Here is a 19395-nt window from a genome sequence, read left to right on the forward strand (position 1 = left end):
TGCTGCCGCCGTAATCGGCAATGACACCGATCCGCCTGCCGTCCGGCAAGCAAACCTCACAGCGTGGACACAGTAGTTTACCATCTATACGCTGTACATCACACCCTTCACCGAGAATTTCTCACCCTCCACGAAGAGTGGAGGTTCCATCGATAGATGCACCAGCTTATCCGCGTACTTGTTCCCGGTACCACTCAAGACGACGCCCTCGCCCGCGCTCACAGCGCCCTCGACAAACTCGTCGGTGTCGGCGTCGATACTGCCAGTGTCTACGACTACTACGGGACGTTCGATCAATCGGACTCACGTTACAAGCCGCACGTCGCGAACGTCATCAGTGATGGCAGCTCTGAGACTGTCGACGAGACAACGGTCGCTCCAGCGTTCCCACTCGACAGCGAAGAGGGACAAGCACTCCTCGATGATGCGCTCAAGGAACAAACGGAGGAGTTCGGAGATACATTGTCAAAATTCCAATCGAAAGTCGACGATCTCTCCGTTGAGGACGTGATGAACAACGTCGACGGAGTACGATTCCACCTGGGACAGCTCGCCGAATGTCGAGGACCGTCAGTGTACATCTATAACGAATACGGAGGCGGTCTCGTATCACCGACGGCCGTCGACAAATACGTCGATCGCCTACACAACGCCTCGTCCGGTACTTCCGGCGGCGACGGTGACGCCGCAGCGGCCACAAAAGAAGATGATCAGATGTCCCGGGGATGGCTCGTCCCCGCCGACGTCCATTTCTAGCGCTTTATGCCGAGTGAGCCACAGCTCTTCGAGACGCTTAACGACCCGAATCGGATAGCCTTCCGGGTAGAGCTTCCGGACGGGAAATTAACAGCGTTCGCGACGACTGGACGGACCGACGTTGCAATCGGCGAGCGGTACTGGAATTCCTACGACGGCGAACTATACCGCGTCACGATCGTCGACGACAAGACGGTCGAAGCAGTCCTCGAATTCGGCTGTGGGGATATCCCCCGATCAGTCTCCTTCGACTGCGAGTGGTTTACCCCAGACGGTCACTCCCTCCACCACATCGCTCCGGAGACCGAGTAACCGCCATCACTCTGTCGACTCTTCAGTATGTCAGAACTTGCTTTCCCCGTTCGTGACGGGTCAAAACCAGCACCTCTTGACCATTCCTCGCTGGCCAGCAACAAACCAACCGAGCTCGCATCGACGATTCGCGCCGGCGATCACATCTTTGAGCGAACCGTCATCGACTCTCGAAGTCGATTCCCAATTCCCGAGGTGAAGGCTGTTTACCGACGTCGCGTCATCACTAACATTCAGCTCACTCGAGGAGGCCGTTCATTGGTCGTTCACTTCCAGGAACGGCTCCCTGCCGATGAGTCGATGGTCGCAGCGCTCCATTCGAGTGATCCTGAGTGGCGTACATACCCACCAGCGGGAATGCCGGATTTCCCACGGATGGACGTCGAACCTGGTGAAAAACCGGATTGGAGGGTCTCCCATTGGGAACCCGAGCGTGTCACGCCACCGCCTCTCGAGGACGTCACCGACCTCACAGTCCACCGCGTTTGTGGACGAGGGAGTCGGCAACTCGTCAATCACCTTCTTATCGGTGGTCCGGACGGCCGCATCGACCACCGCCTCGGCGGTGTCGCGAAATGGAAGGCCGGATTCATCGCTACCCACGAGGGGCATCCGTACTCAGTGGCGGTACTCGCACAGCCGTACACATACAGTTACGACGGGGCTCGTGAAGAGCTGTATGTTACACGGCTTGCGAATCACCCGAATCGCCCACCGAATACGTCGAGTTGGATGCTTGCGCGTCTTCGAGACTGGGTACGTGAGAATACCGACCGAAAGCGGCTCGTCGCGATCGCCGGCGTCGACGACAACACTGGAGTCTGCTACCGAGCCGCTGGGTTCGAACTCGATCGGATCAAACCCGTCTCGAGTACTGATTGGGAGAACCGTGAAGGACGTACTGTGCCCCGTCGCGACGAGTGGACTAAACGAAGGTACATCTCATCAGTATAACATCTAATTAGTCAGGCGAACCGTTTCAGCGAGGATTTAGAGATATCTCCGAATCGAGAATCCTCCATTACGATATCAAGGATAGCCTCAGGATTGTGGAGTAACCGATGAGAGTTGTGGCGGCCACCGCCTTTTCCCATATTTACCTCCTTAGTTTCGATTACCTGGCTGAGCTGCATCTCATCAAGAATATCCCGGAACCGCCGTATCCCAATCGTGTCCATATCTATCGCGTTAGTGATCTGCTGGTACGCATCGTAGAGTTCACCTGTGATGATGTAATCATCACGCGAGTAAAGTGACTTAGCAGCGATCGAGAGACAAGCCGCTTTCATTTGAGTGGGGGTTCCCTGGAGGAAGTCGCGGAATCGATCCTTTTCAAGTGCGTCTTGGGCTCTTCGCACGTGGTCTTCTTCGACCATGTCAGCTCCCTCACGATCGGCTAGCTCTCCTGCGGTCCTGAATAACCGCATTGCTTTCCGTGCATCTCCGTGTTCCTGGGCTGAGAAAGCCGCGACAAGAGGAATGACCTCATCAGTAAGAACACCATCACGAAATGCGTCATCACGCCCGCGAAGAATCTCTTGAATCTGATTTGCATTATATGGGTCGAAATTGAGTTCTTGAGTCTGGAAGGCACTCTTGGTGCGTGGGTTCAACTCGTCGAAGAAGTTGATTTGATTGCTTATTGCTATAATTCCGATTTGACACGACGTATCATTTGATTCGACTGCCTTCGCGAGACTCATCAGAACGTGGTCGCTCTTGAGAAGGTCGACTTCGTCGAGAATGATGATAGCCGAATCGTAGTGATCGAGAATCTGCCAGAGGCGTTTGTAGAACTTGTCTTTCGGTAGCCCGGTATCGGGCATTTTCACGACGTCCTCATCCTCGTCATAGATATCCTCGTCGTTCAGCTGTTGGCCGATTGTCGAGATGACTTGGACTTCAGTTGAGGATTTCGAGCAGTCTAGATACGTATGGCCTATTCGGATATCATCAACTGCCGCATTGACAGCTCGACGAGTGACGTATCGGGAGACAAGAGATTTTCCCGTTCCTGTTTTCCCAGTAATTGAGATGTGATTTGGGGCACCACCATAGACAGCGTCGTTCAGACAGCTGCTGATAGTGGAAATATAATCGTCACGTCCGACAATTCGATCGCCATCAGGTACCCAACCGACACGGACCATCTCCTTATTTTGGAAAACTCCCTTCCGTTTAGAAAAGAGCGGGTCGTCAACCTTGAATTGTTGACCGTCCCCGTCGCTTGATGGCGGTTTTCCATTCTCGTCTGGACTCCCCTTCGGTTCCGATGTTTGGACGCGAGATTGGTCGTCTTGACCGTCTGAAGACGTAGAATCCAAATCTCGACTTTCATCGGAAGTCGAGGTGCCGTTTGACATAGAGGCACCGACGAAACCCGATTACTTAAAAGTATTCCCACCTCGACTTCCGACGTAAATCTACCACGAAAGAAGGTCTACTGGAAGGACTATCTCGATTTTCGAACAATCACGGAACCCAACACACACACCCCTTCGGTTCCGTCGTTACCGATGAACGTGTACCCCCCACGGGAAGGATACGTACAATCGCGGTTTAGTGGATAGAACGCGTCTCTACGGCGTTTCTGGACGTTCCACCCCGTTACTGATTTTCATCTCGAACCTACCAGTCGCTCCGCTTCCTCCTCTCTAGTATTTCGTCCCGCGGAGTTATTCAAGCTGTATTGTAATAAAGCTAGGGTTAACTAACTCAACTTTTACATATTCTTATCGTGGGACAGAATACAGACGGCTTCTGCTATTCTCAGTCTAGTTACCGCTTTTCACGGCCGCTAACGTCGGAACCGGTGGGGTGTGTCTGGTCATCGTGATCTTGAGCTGCGTTGCCCTTGTCTATCTAACGACGGAACCGAAGGGGTGTGGGTCCGTCATCGAGTAGTGATAGGATTTTCCCGAGACCAATTCTCGTCTCTCATCTGTCCGTGGTATCCTAAAGTATTCATTCTTGACGAGGGTTCTGGAGCTATTCTTCCGTCTTTTGGTTCCACTCATCCCGCTCTTACTTTCATCTAAAGAGAGTAAATTCGCACGCTAACGCCGGAACTGGTGGGGTGTCCCCTCCCGAGATCTGGAGACTTCATACGATTTGTCCCTCGTTTACGACGGAAGTCTAGGGGTGACCCCATTGCGATAACGCCGGAACCGGTGGGGTGATTTTCGCCTCTCCTTACGCCGGAACTGGTGGGGTGTCCCCTCTCTGGATTTTTCCCTCCCCATGTTGAACTGAGGCGATTCGTCGATGGCTTCCATCCCTGACCCGAGTACATACGAACCAATCACCGAGCATCTCGATGAAGTCCACAAGAAAACGGGCCTTCGCACATACGACATCTTCACGAACTGGCTAAACTTCATCGTCACCGCTCTTAGTCGAAACGACGACGACTACCTTGAACTCGTTCACGACCTCACAGATCGTCTCCACGATGACGACGATCTCACCAGAGATGTTCTCGAGACCTATGGGACTGCACTCGGAGCCCTCGTCAATACAATGGAGGAAACGACCGTTCCGGGATACCCGCACTCGGCGGAACTCCTCGGTGGGATTTACGAATACTACGGAGCTAACAGTGATGCCTTCGGCCAGCACTTCACATCCCAGAATATCGCCATCGCGAAGGCTCAGATGCTCTTCAGCACCCCCGAAGGCATTCGTGATGCCTCTCAGGAGGACCCTATCACGATCAGCGATCCGGCGTGCGGGAGTGGTCGACTCCCGTTCCACGCTGTCCAGCAGCTCCGTCACATCTCACCTAACACGCCCACCGTTGTCGTTGCACGCGACATCGACAAGACGTGCGCTCATATGGCCGTCATCAACTTTGCACTCCACGCCATCCCCGCGTACGTCGTCCACGGAAACTCCCTCACCTACGAGACGTGGCACGTATGGCGAGTAAACCATCCCACGCGAATCCTTACCGACTCAACCGTCAACGGGGCTATCACTGAACTCGACCCTGACAACGCACCCATCATAACGAGCTTTGAGAAGGCCGATGGCTCCGCTCAGGACGACACCAACAACGATAGCGACCTCTCCGAAGGAAACGTTGAGGACGCCGTCACGATTGATGATCCCGATACCATCGAGAACGTCACGCTTGACGCCTTCAGCGAATAACTATCTGTATTCCACACTCCACAATGTCCGTTGTTCTCCAATCCGAGGCGAACCGGCGTCAAGCCCTTCGAGAACTTTTCCAGGCCCTTGAGGACCATACGCCGCCTCCACGAGGTCTCGCACAAACCGAGTCTGGCGTCGTAGCTGCAATCGGGCCCGCACCGATGACCACCCGTGCGTGGTTCCTCGAGCGAAACCCTCATCTCAAGGCCAGCGAAGAAACCACCGAAGCGCAGGTCTACCGAGCGTACTGTTTCGGCCCGACTCACATCCGAAAACCAACTACGGATCCCCGCGATCACGTCCAAGGGAACTTCGTAGACGATCAGCTGGTCACCTGTCAAGTGTTCGTCCTCGACCTTCCTGCTACCCACTTCGAAAATTGCACGAGATTGGACGCCATCCTCCGGATCGCCAGCGAGCAATTCTCTCCTATCATCCGTGACGGGCGACGTGTCCTTGAGAAGACGATTGTTGGCTCCGCTCGAGACGTCCACACACTCTATCAGCGCACTCGATATCAACCAGCTTGCGACCCATCGACGAATATGTGAACAACACTGCTACCTCGATAGGAACGACGACTACACGCTCACTCGCGTCGACGACCAGCCCGATCCCGCTGCTCGCTCGTAACATCACGGAGTTCACACGATGCCATCGAATTCCCAATCCCAGCTTGATGCGTTCACGACGACCGAGGAATCGACACCCGATCGCTCAGCAAGTACTCCCGCAGCCGCGTCGACGACTGACAAGTCTGATACGACCCAATCCACGGTGGAAACGCCGCTGGACGACTTCTACGAGGTGGTCCGCGCGTCCTTCGAGGAGACATCCCCCTCGGCGCTCTTGGATGTCGACCAGGTCATGGCACTCACCCCCGACCGTGACGTCTTCAGTACGTCCGATCTTCCCGACGGCCTCGAGGTCACCCCGACTCGTGTCGGCCAGTGGGAACTCGACTATCACGACGACACAACCGTCACCTACCGAGCCTCGGGACGCGTCTTCGACGAACGATGGGGAGAAGGCGGGTCGATCGTCCGTCACCGCGTCTACTTGAACGACTCCGGAGCGAACCGCGACGGGATGTGGCACTATATGACCGAACTCGTGACCGGCTACGGGAACCCCTCACAGGTTCGGAAGGCAGACACCAGCGATAAGGCGCGACTCTCCGGGATACGCGGCCACAGCGTCCAGAACAACGACGGCGACTACGGCGTCTCCGGAGGGACGAACGCACGCTTTGAAGACATCAAGACCGCAGTCGCGACGGTCGTTGCCCAACTCCATACAGAGCCCTCCACAATCCGAACGCACCTCCCCGACACCGACGAACAGGAATGGACGCTCACCAAATACGGCCTCAGAACGGCTACTTACGAGCGGCTGGCACCAAACGAGACAGATTACGACTACTTGCGTCTCACCGCGACGCAGGATCGCGTCTACCTTAAGGGGGCCAAGGAGAATGAGCCATCAGCTCACCACGACCGCGTGCCTGTCCCCATACCTGATTCGATCCCGCCCGCCTGTGCGACTCAGACCGAGCGAGCGACCACCGTTGTTGCCTCCTCGCTTTCCCCGCTGCTCATCGAGCCTATCCTCAAACAGCCAGTCGAGGAGGTTCTTGAAGCCATCGCGCTTCCACAGTGAGGATGAGACATTATCACCCCCCGGAATAGTCTTTTTGTCGGACGAAGAAGATGGAGCTACGGCTCCAGAGATGCATCGACGTGGTCATTACGGACTCGCTCTTCTCGTCTTCTCATCGCTAGCGTTTTTCCTTACCGTTAGTCACGCATCTGGAGAAGCCCTCGTAGGAATTCTCATCGTCGCCGGCGTGGCACCGATCCCTGATATCGACCAGCGTATCCCCTTCGTTTCGCACCGGGGCATCACGCACACCGTCTGGTTCATTATCGTCGCGTCCACGATCGCTACGGCCGTGACGTGGGCCGCGGCGCTTCAGGGAACACATACAGTAAACGGGACGCTGTCAACAGCAAGCGCTCCATCTCTCGTTCTTCCTGCACTCGGCGTCGGTTTTCTCGTCGCGCTGGGGCTCACGACGCACCTCCTCGGTGACGTGATCACGCCGATGGGGATCAAACCGTTCGCGCCCGTGGACGACACGGAGTACACGTGGAAGCTTACGACGTCAGCGAACAGCACGGCAAACAACGCCCTCTTCGTCGCTGGACTCGGTGCCACAGGAGCGGCCATCTATATCCCGCAGGTCCTCGCGACGATTGGCGCGTAACCGTGGCTCTAACGCGCTTATCGAGCAGTCTGTCTCTAATAGTTACCCCACGAGAAGGGGAGGACCGCCCCCAACGTGGGGTAACTCGGATAGATCATCGAGCGAATTTCTATCTCCCCTCTGTTGATGGAGGAATTCACGTATGGGTAGTCTTTCCCGACACCGCGCAGAGCAACGCTTCCGCAAGGCTCTCGACCAGCGACTTCCAGATACGTCGAATCCGACCGGGACGCGTTCCGCCTACGAAGAAGCCACCGAGGAACTCCTCGGGATCGCCGTCGACACCAACGAACTCAACAAGGCAGCTTGCCACCTCGTGACGGTTCCCGACGCGATCGACTTCCCCGACTGACAGCACACATATGTCTGAATCCGACCTGACCGACGACCGATGGATCGACGCTCACAGTGTAACCTGCGCCATCTGTGGTGGGCTCGCTGACGAACGCGAAACGAAGAACCTCTATGAAGATGACGACACCCACCTCGAGGGCGAGACACACTGGGATTGCTGGGAAACCCACGAATGCCTCGAGGGTGGCTGGCTGATTCGCGACCCCTCCCCCGACATTGAGGCAGACATCGATCCGCAGTCTGAAACTGTCTCACTTCCCGTCGTCTGCAAAGTCTGCGGGAAGGCCTACCGGATGTGCTACGACTTCGCTGCTCTCTACGATCCAGAAGCCGATACCTTTGAAGAACAGATGCAGATCAACGCGCACATCCAAGCCCTCCACAATACCGTCAACAGCCTGGTCAACAACGGACAGATCAACCCCCAAGAAGCCCAGTACCTTCGGGACAACATCATCGCGGTCAAGGACCGACTCGAACAGCATCGCTCACACGAGTAGTATAAGCCGTAATTCAGTAATGACGATCGAAACCGCACACGACGCTCCCGAGACTGTCATCGCCCCGGCCGAAGAGATCCACGATTTCCTCGCGACTCGATTCGGTCGCGAAGACGTCCTCGTCGAAGTTGAGTCATCCGGCGCTGTCCAGACCACAATCAATCAGGACGCTGGGATTGAGTACCCCAGTGAATGGGACACTCCTCAAAATACCATCCCCTCGCCAACTAAGACCGCCTAATAAGGTGTCATAGAACAGTTGTCACACTATTTCTTCACCTCTCGTTCACTCAATACAACGGCCTCCTTGATTGAATCATCGAGTCGGGAACGTCCCGATTCCCGAGAACCAGAAGGAAGACCTTTCGTGGTACAGCATCCGTCACGGGGTCGCAATGTATTGGGCGAACCACGTTGACCCCACACCACGTGAAAGAACAACTCCGGTACAAAAGCGTCACGACGACGATGAAGTACCTCCACTCAGACTCGGACACCCGAGGGAGTGCGGTCGAACAAATCTGGTAATCTTCGCAGTTTTTCTCTATCTCTTTGACACCCGCAAAACTGATATATCGAGATTTACAGCTTTGATGTATGAGTGGAGACGATAGAGAGCCAATTAAGCGATATGTAACTTGTTCAAAGCCCGGTTGCGACAATCAAATTGGCCGGGAACACGATTTCTGCCCCCTACATCGAGAATAATGTCAGATGATGAGAGGCGGATGCTCCAAGGAGTTTGTAGGGAAAATGGCTGTGACAATCGCATTGGTCGGGAACACGATTACTGCTTCAAACACCGGGAGGCTTAATCTACTCCGCTATGTCTGATGATGAAGATAAACTGAGTATATCGGCTAATGTTAAAGTGTGCCTCGAAGACGACTGTGAAGCCAGCATTGGGCGAGAACACAAATTCTGTCCGAAGCACCGAAGGTGATTATGTCGGACGATGACCCCTTTGAGATAGATCGAAAGCTTAGCTTGTGTGCTAAGTCGGGATGTGACACTCCCATAGGCCGAGAACACGAATTTTGTCCAAAACACCGAGATTGAGTATGTCTGACGACGAATTTGAAACCGAGGCATTACAGAAGACCTGTGCTGAATCGGGATGTAAAACCGCAGTAGGGCGAGAACACGACTACTGCTTTGAACACCGTGAATAGTTAGATGATTTCCATAGGATTGGTATATCTCATTTTACTTGGCGCTTTTATATCCGTTCCCGCTGGTCAGATTTTGATCAATCCAGCATCGACTACCGAAGCTCCCTCCTCTGAGGATTCAATGTCGGTGGTTGATAGAACAGCATCAGAATCGGTCGCCCTGTTTGCTATCGTATTAGTGGTGATTCAGTTTATACTGGAAGATAACCAGATGGGCTACTATCAGGAACTTACGATTGGAGTTCTGACTGTCTGTGCTGGTTTCTTGATGCTCACGTTCATTCTAGAACTCTTTAGTGACATTCGAGTAGTCCTATTTCATCTACAAATCACAGCTCTCAGATACTCCGGACTGCTTCTGTTTTCTGGACTGTTTTTCCTCCTCCAATCATACCAATTGAATCCGCAAATACAGTTACTATTCGGTGTGTTCGTTCTCCTTTCGTGGGTCACTTGGATAGTCCACGAGCTGAACTACCTATTCAGAATCCAGCGTAGGGAGTGGGATAACAGAGATATAGATAGAGGTGAGTGGTTCCGCAAAGCAATTCGCAAAAAGCTCCCATCCTCGTGAGATCTGGCTCTGTTGAAATCCTCAGCATATGATATATTCTGACCCGGTTGCGGTCAATACAGACAATTAAGTAATCACTTGATGGCGACGGCGAGCGCGAAGACGCGCAGAACCAGATCAATAACCATGATTCGCGTCGGGGCGCGTCATCCCGGTCACCCAACGAGCCCGGATTTGTAGTCGTCGCGGTCGTCGGACAGTTTATCTAACCGGGCTTGCGGGAGGCGCAGCGTGAATTCCGTATTCCCAGCTGATTTCTCGTCTATGTCTGAGACGTGGCCTTCGAGCGGCTTGTCCTTGATGACTTTCGTTGTCCCGACGAAATTCGACCCGGTGTAGGTGAGCCCGCTCTCTTCGACCGTGAGCTCGACCGCTGTCACCCCCGCGGTGTGCGGCGTGCCGCTCGTCCGCCATTCCTCGACCGTTACTTTCGACCCTTTTGAGATATCCACAAAGTCTTCCATAGTAACGTCGAGCTCAACGCGATCCACGCCCTCCACGTCGTCCAGGTTCGGCGTCTCGTCGGGCGACTCAATAGCGTTGTACAGCTTCGCAGTGATCTCGTTGATATTGTCCTCGGTGACTTTGTCGCCGATTATATTAGCGAGACTCGGACTTTCCTCTTGGAGTTCTTCAAACTCCATCCCGTGCAGTAGTGGGAGAATGACGTTCTCGTCCGCTTTATTGTGCTTCTGCACGAGACCATCGAGCTCCCATTCGGACATCCCCTCGAAATACGACGGGGAGATGAGGATGACAGCGTGTTCGGATTCCGTGAGGGCGCGGTCAATTGAGGAGCGGATGTTGTCTCCAATCCCGAGTTCGACGCCGTCGTACCATACATCGAGGCCGTACGCGGTGAGTTCGTCGTAGAGCGCGTTTGCTACGGGTTTGGAATCTTCGTGCGAGTAGGAGATCATCGCGTCGTATTCTTCCTCCCGTTCCTCCGCGGATTCGCCGGTTTCAGGTTCTTCGGTCATTATCTCCCACGTTGCGTGTGATGCATTAAAAATTCACCAACCAGCACACCAGTTTGGTGACGTCCTGTTGTTATGGCCGGTATTCTTTGATGATGTCGGGTGGTTCTTGCCATTGCAGGAACCGGTGGAGTGGGTACGCGAGGAGCGCGCCGAACACCACCATTCCGGCGAGCGCCGCGATGAAGACCATCAGGAAGGCGACTAGTGCTTCGAGTGATGGGAGCGTGTACGAGGTGGTGGCAATGCCGTTCACTGTGAGCATCCCGGCAAAGAGTACGGCGGCAAAGAGCATTACGCCGATCCCGCGGGTCGTACTCCAGTTGAATGCCTCGTCGCGTATGAAGCGGTTCATGATTGCGTAAGCCGGCACGATGCTCGCGCTCACTGCAAATGCGCTGATGAGTAAGATGCTCGCCGCGGAGACGACCTCAACCATTTACTGAAGGGAGTTCTCAGGGTCAGATATTCAATTTTGTTCTGCTAGATGGCTCAAACTCTTTCTCCAAGAAGAGATCAAAATCCCATTACTCACAATTAACTTGCACACCTTACTGAGCAACGTATTCAGCCAGTCCACGCTGAAATAACTACTTTGTGAAGAGCCCTCTGAGGCCCTCACCGTCTAACCCCATCATCCCAGCAGTCTCTCGATTAACGCGTCTTTGTTTGCGGCCACGGACCTGAACCGCTTATGGCAACCCTGCAAGCAACTACCGCATCGAACCATCCAACTGTCGACCCCGACGCTGTCGAGACAATTGAAGCAATAATCGACGACTACGACTTCTACGGGAGTTTCGATTCCCTGACCATCGGCGTTGTCGAACCCAGCCAGGAGGACACTAACCCGTACCTCGAACTCTACGGGTACGTTGCCTTCGAGGTCACCAAGCCCATCCTCGACGAAGATGGGACTGTCGTTGATCGGGAAGACCACTGCACTGAGGAGTTCCTCGAACGTCTCGCGCCCCACCTTGAGGAACAACTCGTCGTGGAGACCGTCGGCTTCGAGAAGTGTCGCTTCCCGCTACTTGCCGGCCAGTGGGTCGCTTGGCCCGATGGGACTATCACCTATAATTCGTTCGATCACGCTCCCGAGAACCCGTCCGTAGAGTCGGCTACGGAAACTCCCGACGCTCGGTCTGAATCGTCCGCGTAATCCCACACCCAGCTCATCATTATGGAATCTACTGATACGGCGTCCGAGAACAACGACACTGACGAGCAAGCAGACCAGGCCGCTGAGCCGACATACATCAGTGTACAGCCAGCGTGTCCAGTCTGTCAGAACTCCAAGTTCGAATCTACCGAAGAAGGGGTGCCGAACAATTTCGACACCCACTACGTCCACGTCAGATGTGCGAGATGCAAGACCCAGCTCACCATCGAGTATCGCGCTATCGATGTCTTCTGGCACGGCGGATTCGACGGCCAGCACAGCGCCGTTTCGCAGGACCTCCTCACCCCAACCCAGAACGAGTACATCGACGAAGCATCGTATGGGGTACTTCCAGCCAGCGACCTCCTCTCATCCCTCGACTGGCCGCTCACCTGTGACTGCGGCGAGAAACTCACAGGGAACGAGCTCGTCTCCGATCCGACCGTCCTCCCCGACCACGATGTCGACTACGACGATCCCGACTGCGAGACCATCCTCTTTCGATGCGTGAACTGCGAAACCATCGTCACTGTGTAGCGTATCAAACGGCGGCTACAGAAAGTGCAGATAACAACAGCGAATCAAACGAAATGGGGTGACGAGATCGGATTAGAGGTCTCGAGTTTGAACGGTCTTCCTGTCGTTCGCTTCTGCACGACGCGCAGCATCGTCAAGGAGTTCAGCGACTTCCTCGTCGAGCACGTCGAAGAAGTCTGCCGAGACATTCATTCCGTCGAGGTGCTCTCGAATCTTCGATTGGACAATCAGGTCTGCCATACGCGTTCCTAATTCTCAGACCCTAACTTAATAATTAACGCCTCTATCGCCTGTTTTCTCTCGTCCTATATGCTCCGAGGACTCATCATGCTCGACATCGAGTCTCCCCCGTCTGGTAACTCACATATCTCACCACCATCAGATACCTCAGATACATATGATACAATCTCGGTAGAACCGGCCAAGCCTCCAACGTAACCCCTCAGTAACACTCACCCCTCCTCACAGCGCCCGCTCCGCAAACCATTCTCCACTCACCAGATGCCTCCCTCGCTCTCCTACTGGACGGTCCAGCCTGACCGCTGGACGTTCGGCGCACAGAAGCTCCGCGACTGGGTCGAATCGCAACTCGACGGTCGCGTCCTCAATGCGTGTGCTGGACGGACCCGGCTCACCCACGATGGGCGGATCGTCCGGAACGACATCAATCCCGATATCGACGCCGACTATCACGTTGACGTCCGCGACCTTCCTGACATCCTCGAGGCTGAATCGTTCGACACGATCGTCCTCGACCCGCCATTCTCGAAACGACAGAGCACGACCACCTACGACTGCGAGGAGGACACACTACCCACAGTCACCGAACTCGCTCGCGTTGTCGACGCCCTCCTGAAACCCGGTGGTCGCGTTATCCGGCTCGGTTATACGACGTCGCTTATGCCGCCTGAAGAGGAGTACACGCTCGAAGAAGTCGCCGTCTGGAATACCCTTGGCCGCCAGCACGACTGGCTCAGTGTCGTCGCTCAGAAACCCAAAAACGAGATCACGTCGGCACGCCGCCCAATACACGAAACCGACGTAGCACTCCCGAACGCAGAAGCCACCGCGTCAGGTGGCGCCGCGACCAGCGGAAATGGGAACACGCCCCTCACCCTCGAGTACATCCGCCTCAGCCCTGAGATTATGCCTCAAGCCGGCGTCGCCGACTACCTTGCCACCCACCTCTCCGGGCGTGTCCTCAACGTCTCGACGCGTGAACGGTCACTCCCCCACGACGGCCACCTTGTGCGGATGAGCGTTGACGAATCCGTCGACGCCGCGTACCACTTCGACGAGCGCGAACTCGCAGCCGAATTCGCTGCCGGCATCTTCAACACCGTCCTCGTGGACCTCCCGAGTGAGGCGTTCCAGCAGACCACCGATTACGCTGGCCGCACTACTGGCCGGGATACAGCACTCAAACAGGAACTCCATCCACTCATCGCCGCGGGCGGCCAGATAATCCAAGTCGGCCACACCGCGACCTGTATGCCGCAGCGCCTCGACTATCGTCGCTCCCACGTCGCCGTCATCGAGCATCCCTGCGTCGAGCAGGACTGGATCATCAGTATAGACATGAAACAGAACACGGGACTCGATGTCCACGCGACCGACCGCTCACCCCTGGACATCCACGTGCCCGACTCAGACGCCGAGGCACAGCACTCGTGTATTCGGTGTGGCGAGGGCTGGTATCTCCACCCCTCCTGGTACGTCGACTGTCCTACCTGCGGAGCGCGACCCGAGAACTACTGCGTCACCGACGACGACACCATCCTTTACCGCCCACACTCCGAGCGCCTTGACTACCTCGAAGAGCACCACAACCGACACGAATGCGATCCCGGCGTCACTTCCAGAGCGCCATCCACTCTTTCCACCGACCAGGAAGACGACTCCACAACCGCCTCGACAGCCCCAACCGAACAGGAATCCCTCGAACAGTTCGCTTCACAGAAGAACTAATCTCTGTCCCCCACCCTTCCCAACACTATGTCCTCTCGCGCTCACTCTACGACAACTCGCCGCCAACACCATCAGCGCGCCTCAGCCCACGCCTGTCCCGAATGCGGAGCTGATCCGCTCATCATCATCTTCACTGACCCCGCCCCGAACGAGGACGCGACCTACTGGTTCGACTGTCCACACTGCACCTTCGCTTCGGCGCTTCGTGCGATCCCAACAACTGACGACGAACCCACTCCTCATGCCCCGTTACCACAGGAAAATATCAACGAGTACGTCGCAGCGATCGACGTCGAACCACCGTTCTAACCGCCCCCTCCTCGCTCGGTGTGTTTTTCTCGCTCTTCGAGCCTGAAAGCCCGTCGAACGGGCTGCGTGATCCATATGACCGAGACAGGCTCCACCACGTCCCCCGACACCCGCAGCGAGACCTCCTACCAGCTCACTGGGCCCCGTCCAAGCGACGAACCGTACTCCGTCACAGCCATCGCACGCGACGACTGGGAGCCGGGTCAGCCTTGTCCCGAGTGTGGGACGTCCCACCTCCACGAGATGCATCTGAACGAGGAATGCGCGATTCATCACGATGGGTCGAGCGCGTTCAGCGCCGCCCTCAATCGACTCGGCACCGTCGAGTACTGGTGTCCCGAGTGTGAGACCGTCCTCTACCGCCACGCCGCATACGCTCTCTGGCTCGCCCTCACAAACAACCTCGACCACGACGCCTCAATATGAGCTCTACTGCCGCCGTCTCGTCGACGTCGGACTTCCGGCTGGGTTTCCCCGACGACGTCAACGCCGAGGCTGCGAACACCGCTCGTCGCGTGATCGAGGCCGCCCCTGAAACAGACCGTGTCTACGCGCTCGTCTCTGGCGGCCACGATTCATTGACCGCGATGCACGTCGTCTATCAATCTCACTACCTCGATCTGGATGGTGTCATCCACATCAACACCGGGATCGGCATCCCGGAGACGACCGCATTTGTCGAGGAGCGAGCAGAAGCGCTCGACATCCCGTACTACGAGGTCGGGGCACCCTGCGACGATCCGGGCCGAGAGCACGAGTACCGTCGGCCGCACGAGGAATACACGGCGCTCATCCAGCGGTTTGGCTTCCCTGGCCCCGGAGCGCACAAGTATATGTACTGGAATCTCAAGGAGAAGCCGCTCTCGCGCTTCCTGAAGATGCTTGAGGACGACCTCCTTCTCATCTCCGGTGTCTCCCGGCACGAATCGCAGAACCGGATGGAAAACGTCGACGCGAGCGGTCAGCAGGAGTTCCTTGGCTATCCGACGATCTCTCCGCTCGTCGAATTCACTCCACTCGATGTTCGCCGCTACCGACGCAGCCTCGACCTCCCGATGTCACCCGTAAAGGAGACGCTCGAAATCTCGGGAGAATGCCTCTGTGGGGCGTTCTCCAAACGGAAAGAACTCCGGATGATCCGGCTCTTCTATCCCGATGTCTATCGGCGCATTCTCTGTCTCGAAGCAACCGTCGGCGCGTTCGCCGCCCTGGACGACGGACCCGACGAGGCGTACAACCGCTGGGGCCATAACCGACTGAAAGACCACGAACGCGAGGCGATGGACGATCCCGACCAGATGCTCCTCTGCCAGAGTTGCGAGCAGCGCCATCAGTGCAATACCTCCTAACCGTCGCACTAGACCACAACTCGTCACCTGAACGCTCGAGATATAAATTCCTCCATCTATCGGGACAGTACCTGTCTCGCGAGTCTTTCTTCACGGCAGCTGGCCTGAGCCGCTGCACAGCACGGCATCCGTATCGTTCGTCAAGAACCGTCGCAACCAGCTATTCACACTTCCCGCGTATGGCTTCCAGTTCTCTTCAGGTAGCTTCGGCTTCGACCGAGATACAACGTCCGTTCCCACCACCGCACGCGGCACCCGAGCCGGACACCCTCGAGTCGGCCCGTCGCCCCGCATATATCGGCTTCCTCTTCAGAGCGCCGTTCGCGACAGACGCCTACAAACTTGGCTTCACCACGGGCATCCGTGAGGACTATCGCCTCCAGATCGACTCCTACCGGAACGTCGACCTCCCGGTGGTTATGCTCGACAACGAGTTCCACGACCCCGATCCCGACCGATACGTCGACCGGTTCCGCGAGTACGAGCCCGATGTAGCCGTCATCGGTGACGCTGACACGCCGCAGGACGCTCGCGAGTACACCCAACTCGCTCGCAACCTCCGCGAAGAGTACCCGTCGACAACGTACATTATCGTCCCGAAGTGCCATGAGGCAATCGAGATTATCGACGACGACCAGGTCCTCGGGTATCCGCTCGGCTACTCGTCCCTCCACGCAGACGACTACAGCGACCCTGTGGACTGGCGTGGCCGCCATATTCACCTCCTCGGTGGGAGTCCTCCCGTCCAGTACGAGGCGCTCCAGGATCTCACGCAGCCAACGCTCACAGGTGCGCCGCCGGCGAACATCGTCGGGATGGACTGGAACGGGCCGGCGAAGGTCGCCTACCTCGGAGAGTACTGGAGTCGCGATGGCTGGCAATCCGCTGACAGTCTCGGGATTCGTGAAACTGTCCGTCGGAGTCTCCGTGAGATGCGTGCCTTCTGGCAAGAACGCGACCTCTGGCCGGAGACGACCCCCTGTGACGTCTACGGAGAAGCGATTCAGGAGCCACAGGACCCCGTCTGGGCAGCGAGCGGGCGAAACATCTACGAAGAGCCGAGTCCGTTCGTTCCTGACGATGCACCGGTCTACGACCCGGAGGATCCCGACTACGATCCGCTCGAGGATGCGATCGTTATCGCGTACGAAAACGGATGGACGCTTGCGTACCGCAACGAGTCGGAACGGCAGCGTATCGAGTACCAGGAGGGACTCACGCCCGTCAACGGTGATTAGTCTCTCTCAAGTTACCCCACGGCGAGGCATCCGCAACGTTCTTCGTGGGGTAACTACGGAGACCGCTATCACCTCTGAACGGGAATTCACCCAGACACGCGGGTTTCTCCCCACCGCCAAGCAGGTGAAGTGTTTCATATGTCAACAGCTGCCTCTACCGTCGACCCGGACACGATCGCACAAGCCGGTGACTCGCCTGAAACCATCCACGACAAGGTTCTCTACACGCTTTATTACACCGTCCCGGGAATCGAACTCGAGGATGTCCTCGAACTCCGGGTGCTCATTGACCTGCCGACGAACGAAGATTCACATTCGAGGCAAGCGCAAGCCGTCCTCACAGCCGTCCAGGAGGAAGTAGAGTCGTGGTCTGACCCGCCGGCGATCCACACCTCACCCCCTGCCTATGAGTAAGGCGTCATCCAACGGAGGTGAAGACATCGTGACTGACTCAGACGACAAGATCCTCGAGGAACTCCCACCGGACCGATTTCTTGACACGTCCAACGCATGCCTCATCAAGGCGGGCCTGCACTGTATGCACTCCCGAGAAACAGTCCAGCAGTACCTCGCTTACGAGAACCAGCACGAAAACCGAACTTGGATACAACGCCTCCTCGCGAGACGAGCTCGCGAACTCGCCGACGAACAGTCGGAGTAGTCCCGAACACACCACTGCTTCAAGTGGTCACTCAGAACACAAAAAAGAGTTCCATCAACTCCGTCCCAAAGAACTACTACACAATCGGACATCAAGGGTATACAACTACAAATGTCGGCTGAACCATTCAGCGAGTTCTCTACTCAGGCCGTGAGAATTCTGGAAGACGAATTGACGGATATTGGTGGTACCAAGCTCCAAGTCTCTCCAGAACTCCGATTATCCTACTTCAACCCGTTCCTCTTTGACTCCGGTGAGAAATTCACCAAGCATCCATTCGACGCCATAGTATACCGCGAAGTAAGCTGGGAACCGACTGGGTTAGATCAGATTGACGATCTCGAAAGATGGTTCCTCGAAGGAACCGACTCCGTTGAGATACCGATCGCAGTCGTCGAATTCACCGAAGAACAACCACTCACATCGAGTGCAGCGGTAAATCAGATCGCTCTCGAATCTCTTTCGAAATTTGACGCTCTCTTACCGATAAGAGTACGATACGCACGTTTCGGTAGCTCTTCTCCCACCTTCGAAAAAGACAACAACATCGTCTATTCCAAATTAAACTCAGCGAATTATTCCACAATACAGCACAGCATAGTCGAACCGATCAAGGCTCATATAGCCAGATATTCCGATCAAGAACTGCTTGAAACTTTCAATTTAGAAGAAAAGGTCCGACGATCCGATCCCGAGATATTCTACCACTTCAACGACGTCCTCTGGGCCTACAATCACGACCGAAACAATATACTCGTAATCCTGCTGTCTGTCTACTTCGAGAACTATGTCAAAGACTCGCTAGAGGATTACTTTGAGGAGGCTCAAGACAACCCTGCTGCCTCAAATTTCTATGACGACGACTGGGGATTCGACCGATGTCTCAACGGGTGCAGAAGCTTCGGACTCATCGAAGATGAGGACTACAACACCATCAATAAAATCCGAGACGCAAGAAACGACTACGCCCACGACATCGAATCTTTCGACAGCACCTATAGCACTGACGCAGAAGACGAAGGACTCATCGAAGACGGAATCCAATTATACGAAGAGCTGATTGGCGTCAAGAAATCTATTATAGACGAATAGCCCTAACTCACTC

At 55.6% G+C, this 19395-nt stretch carries 23 protein-coding genes; 18 read left to right on the forward strand and 5 right to left on the reverse strand.

Annotation, left to right across the window (positions count from 1 at the left end):
• Positions 1-156: 156 nt before the first annotated feature.
• Entirely contained in the window at positions 157-756 is a 600-nt protein-coding gene (locus NL112_RS21505; RefSeq protein ID WP_255152961.1) for a DUF7995 family protein, read from the forward strand.
• Between the two features lie 6 nt (positions 757-762).
• Positions 763-1068: a hypothetical protein gene (locus NL112_RS21510; RefSeq protein WP_049984742.1), complete on the forward strand. Its 306-nt coding sequence runs from the start codon at positions 763-765 to the stop codon at positions 1066-1068.
• A 255-nt stretch (positions 1069-1323) separates the two neighbouring features.
• On the opposite strand, the gene NL112_RS21515 is transcribed toward NL112_RS21510, so the two are convergent.
• Positions 1324-1680: a hypothetical protein gene (locus NL112_RS21515; protein WP_255152962.1), complete on the reverse strand. Its 357-nt coding sequence runs from the start codon at positions 1678-1680 to the stop codon at positions 1324-1326.
• Positions 1681-2033: 353 nt separating this feature from the next.
• Entirely contained in the window at positions 2034-3431 is a 1398-nt protein-coding gene (locus NL112_RS21520; protein WP_123539434.1) for a Cdc6/Cdc18 family protein, read from the reverse strand.
• A gap of 901 nt (positions 3432-4332) precedes the next feature.
• Here NL112_RS21520 and NL112_RS21525 point away from each other — a divergent pair.
• The 7 genes from NL112_RS21525 (at position 4333) to NL112_RS21555 (ending at position 10089) form a co-directional block, all read left to right on the forward strand.
• Positions 4333-5220, forward strand: coding sequence for an N-6 DNA methylase (locus tag NL112_RS21525; RefSeq protein ID WP_254841550.1), 888 nt, complete (start codon positions 4333-4335; stop codon positions 5218-5220).
• A 654-nt stretch (positions 5221-5874) separates the two neighbouring features.
• Positions 5875-6882 carry a hypothetical protein gene (locus tag NL112_RS21530; RefSeq protein ID WP_254841551.1) on the forward strand — a complete coding sequence of 336 codons (1008 nt, stop codon included), beginning with the start codon at positions 5875-5877 and terminating at the stop codon, positions 6880-6882.
• A gap of 70 nt (positions 6883-6952) precedes the next feature.
• The gene (locus NL112_RS21535; RefSeq protein ID WP_254841552.1) at positions 6953-7489 is read left to right on the forward strand and encodes a metal-dependent hydrolase; all 537 of its coding nucleotides are present in this window, start codon (positions 6953-6955) and stop codon (positions 7487-7489) included.
• A gap of 142 nt (positions 7490-7631) precedes the next feature.
• A complete protein-coding gene (locus NL112_RS21540; RefSeq protein ID WP_254841553.1) occupies positions 7632-7841 on the forward strand; it encodes a hypothetical protein in 210 nt (69 codons plus the stop codon).
• A gap of 10 nt (positions 7842-7851) precedes the next feature.
• Complete coding sequence (locus tag NL112_RS21545; protein WP_254841554.1) at positions 7852-8343, forward strand: hypothetical protein; 492 nt, start codon at positions 7852-7854, stop codon at positions 8341-8343.
• Between the two features lie 19 nt (positions 8344-8362).
• Positions 8363-8584: a hypothetical protein gene (locus NL112_RS21550; protein ID WP_123539439.1), complete on the forward strand. Its 222-nt coding sequence runs from the start codon at positions 8363-8365 to the stop codon at positions 8582-8584.
• Between the two features lie 935 nt (positions 8585-9519).
• A complete protein-coding gene (locus NL112_RS21555; RefSeq protein WP_164471888.1) occupies positions 9520-10089 on the forward strand; it encodes a hypothetical protein in 570 nt (189 codons plus the stop codon).
• A gap of 155 nt (positions 10090-10244) precedes the next feature.
• Here the strand turns inward: NL112_RS21555 and NL112_RS21560 are convergent, their stop codons facing one another.
• Both NL112_RS21560 and NL112_RS21565 read right to left on the reverse strand, forming a co-directional pair.
• Positions 10245-11069 carry a toll/interleukin-1 receptor domain-containing protein gene (locus NL112_RS21560; RefSeq protein WP_123539442.1) on the reverse strand — a complete coding sequence of 275 codons (825 nt, stop codon included), beginning with the start codon at positions 11067-11069 and terminating at the stop codon, positions 10245-10247.
• Between the two features lie 70 nt (positions 11070-11139).
• Positions 11140-11505, reverse strand: coding sequence for a hypothetical protein (locus NL112_RS21565; RefSeq protein ID WP_254841555.1), 366 nt, complete (start codon positions 11503-11505; stop codon positions 11140-11142).
• A 255-nt stretch (positions 11506-11760) separates the two neighbouring features.
• Between NL112_RS21565 and NL112_RS21570 the strand changes: the two genes are divergently transcribed.
• Positions 11761-12228 carry a hypothetical protein gene (locus NL112_RS21570; protein WP_254841465.1) on the forward strand — a complete coding sequence of 156 codons (468 nt, stop codon included), beginning with the start codon at positions 11761-11763 and terminating at the stop codon, positions 12226-12228.
• A 21-nt stretch (positions 12229-12249) separates the two neighbouring features.
• Entirely contained in the window at positions 12250-12765 is a 516-nt protein-coding gene (locus tag NL112_RS21575) for a hypothetical protein (protein WP_255152954.1), read from the forward strand.
• Positions 12766-12837: 72 nt separating this feature from the next.
• Here NL112_RS21575 and NL112_RS21580 read toward each other — a convergent pair whose 3' ends face one another.
• The gene (locus NL112_RS21580) at positions 12838-13005 is read right to left on the reverse strand and encodes a DUF1931 domain-containing protein (RefSeq protein WP_254841467.1); all 168 of its coding nucleotides are present in this window, start codon (positions 13003-13005) and stop codon (positions 12838-12840) included.
• 261 nt (positions 13006-13266) lie between these two features.
• On the opposite strand from NL112_RS21580, the gene NL112_RS21585 reads away from it, so the two are divergent.
• The 7 genes from NL112_RS21585 (at position 13267) to NL112_RS21615 (ending at position 19382) form a co-directional block, all read left to right on the forward strand.
• A complete protein-coding gene (locus NL112_RS21585) occupies positions 13267-14733 on the forward strand; it encodes a TRM11 family methyltransferase (protein WP_254841468.1) in 1467 nt (488 codons plus the stop codon).
• A 384-nt stretch (positions 14734-15117) separates the two neighbouring features.
• Positions 15118-15468 carry a hypothetical protein gene (locus NL112_RS21590; protein ID WP_254841469.1) on the forward strand — a complete coding sequence of 117 codons (351 nt, stop codon included), beginning with the start codon at positions 15118-15120 and terminating at the stop codon, positions 15466-15468.
• Entirely contained in the window at positions 15465-16391 is a 927-nt protein-coding gene (locus NL112_RS21595; RefSeq protein WP_254841470.1) for a phosphoadenosine phosphosulfate reductase domain-containing protein, read from the forward strand. The genes NL112_RS21590 and NL112_RS21595 overlap by 4 nt, the downstream gene beginning before the upstream one ends.
• A 179-nt stretch (positions 16392-16570) precedes the next feature.
• Positions 16571-17629 carry a DUF6610 family protein gene (locus tag NL112_RS21600; RefSeq protein WP_255152955.1) on the forward strand — a complete coding sequence of 353 codons (1059 nt, stop codon included), beginning with the start codon at positions 16571-16573 and terminating at the stop codon, positions 17627-17629.
• A gap of 138 nt (positions 17630-17767) precedes the next feature.
• Positions 17768-18043, forward strand: a complete 276-nt coding sequence (locus NL112_RS21605; protein WP_254841472.1) for a hypothetical protein — start codon at positions 17768-17770, stop codon at positions 18041-18043.
• 28 nt (positions 18044-18071) lie between these two features.
• Positions 18072-18290 carry a DUF8129 domain-containing protein gene (locus NL112_RS21610; protein ID WP_254841473.1) on the forward strand — a complete coding sequence of 73 codons (219 nt, stop codon included), beginning with the start codon at positions 18072-18074 and terminating at the stop codon, positions 18288-18290.
• A 111-nt stretch (positions 18291-18401) separates the two neighbouring features.
• On the forward strand, positions 18402-19382 hold the full coding sequence (locus NL112_RS21615) for a hypothetical protein (RefSeq protein WP_254841474.1): 981 nt from the start codon (positions 18402-18404) through the stop codon (positions 19380-19382).
• Positions 19383-19395 lie beyond the last annotated feature (13 nt).

Source organism: Halorarius halobius, assembly GCF_024298865.1.
GTDB classification, from domain to species: Archaea; Halobacteriota; Halobacteria; order Halobacteriales; family Haloarculaceae; genus Halorarius; species Halorarius halobius.

Bases quoted from the DNA above. Each gene is read 5' to 3' on its own strand.
- NL112_RS21505 (WP_255152961.1), top strand. From the start codon at position 157: ATGCACCAGCTTATCCGCGTACTTGTTCCCGGTACCACTCAAGACGAC.
- NL112_RS21525 (WP_254841550.1), top strand. From the start codon at position 4,333: ATGGCTTCCATCCCTGACCCGAGTACATACGAACCAATCACCGAGCAT.
- NL112_RS21565 (WP_254841555.1), bottom strand. From the start codon at position 11,505: ATGGTTGAGGTCGTCTCCGCGGCGAGCATCTTACTCATCAGCGCATTT.
- NL112_RS21530 (WP_254841551.1), top strand. From the start codon at position 5,875: ATGCCATCGAATTCCCAATCCCAGCTTGATGCGTTCACGACGACCGAG.
- NL112_RS21615 (WP_254841474.1), top strand. From the start codon at position 18,402: ATGTCGGCTGAACCATTCAGCGAGTTCTCTACTCAGGCCGTGAGAATT.
- NL112_RS21590 (WP_254841469.1), top strand. From the start codon at position 15,118: ATGACCGAGACAGGCTCCACCACGTCCCCCGACACCCGCAGCGAGACC.
- NL112_RS21510 (WP_049984742.1), top strand. From the start codon at position 763: ATGCCGAGTGAGCCACAGCTCTTCGAGACGCTTAACGACCCGAATCGG.
- NL112_RS21595 (WP_254841470.1), top strand. From the start codon at position 15,465: ATGAGCTCTACTGCCGCCGTCTCGTCGACGTCGGACTTCCGGCTGGGT.
- NL112_RS21545 (WP_254841554.1), top strand. From the start codon at position 7,852: ATGTCTGAATCCGACCTGACCGACGACCGATGGATCGACGCTCACAGT.
- NL112_RS21555 (WP_164471888.1), top strand. From the start codon at position 9,520: ATGATTTCCATAGGATTGGTATATCTCATTTTACTTGGCGCTTTTATA.
- NL112_RS21580 (WP_254841467.1), bottom strand. From the start codon at position 13,005: ATGGCAGACCTGATTGTCCAATCGAAGATTCGAGAGCACCTCGACGGA.
- NL112_RS21540 (WP_254841553.1), top strand. From the start codon at position 7,632: ATGGGTAGTCTTTCCCGACACCGCGCAGAGCAACGCTTCCGCAAGGCT.
- NL112_RS21585 (WP_254841468.1), top strand. From the start codon at position 13,267: ATGCCTCCCTCGCTCTCCTACTGGACGGTCCAGCCTGACCGCTGGACG.
- NL112_RS21600 (WP_255152955.1), top strand. From the start codon at position 16,571: ATGGCTTCCAGTTCTCTTCAGGTAGCTTCGGCTTCGACCGAGATACAA.
- NL112_RS21560 (WP_123539442.1), bottom strand. From the start codon at position 11,069: ATGACCGAAGAACCTGAAACCGGCGAATCCGCGGAGGAACGGGAGGAA.
- NL112_RS21515 (WP_255152962.1), bottom strand. From the start codon at position 1,680: ATGCCCCTCGTGGGTAGCGATGAATCCGGCCTTCCATTTCGCGACACC.
- NL112_RS21550 (WP_123539439.1), top strand. From the start codon at position 8,363: ATGACGATCGAAACCGCACACGACGCTCCCGAGACTGTCATCGCCCCG.
- NL112_RS21520 (WP_123539434.1), bottom strand. From the start codon at position 3,431: ATGTCAAACGGCACCTCGACTTCCGATGAAAGTCGAGATTTGGATTCT.
- NL112_RS21575 (WP_255152954.1), top strand. From the start codon at position 12,250: ATGGAATCTACTGATACGGCGTCCGAGAACAACGACACTGACGAGCAA.
- NL112_RS21605 (WP_254841472.1), top strand. From the start codon at position 17,768: ATGTCAACAGCTGCCTCTACCGTCGACCCGGACACGATCGCACAAGCC.
- NL112_RS21535 (WP_254841552.1), top strand. From the start codon at position 6,953: ATGCATCGACGTGGTCATTACGGACTCGCTCTTCTCGTCTTCTCATCG.
- NL112_RS21570 (WP_254841465.1), top strand. From the start codon at position 11,761: ATGGCAACCCTGCAAGCAACTACCGCATCGAACCATCCAACTGTCGAC.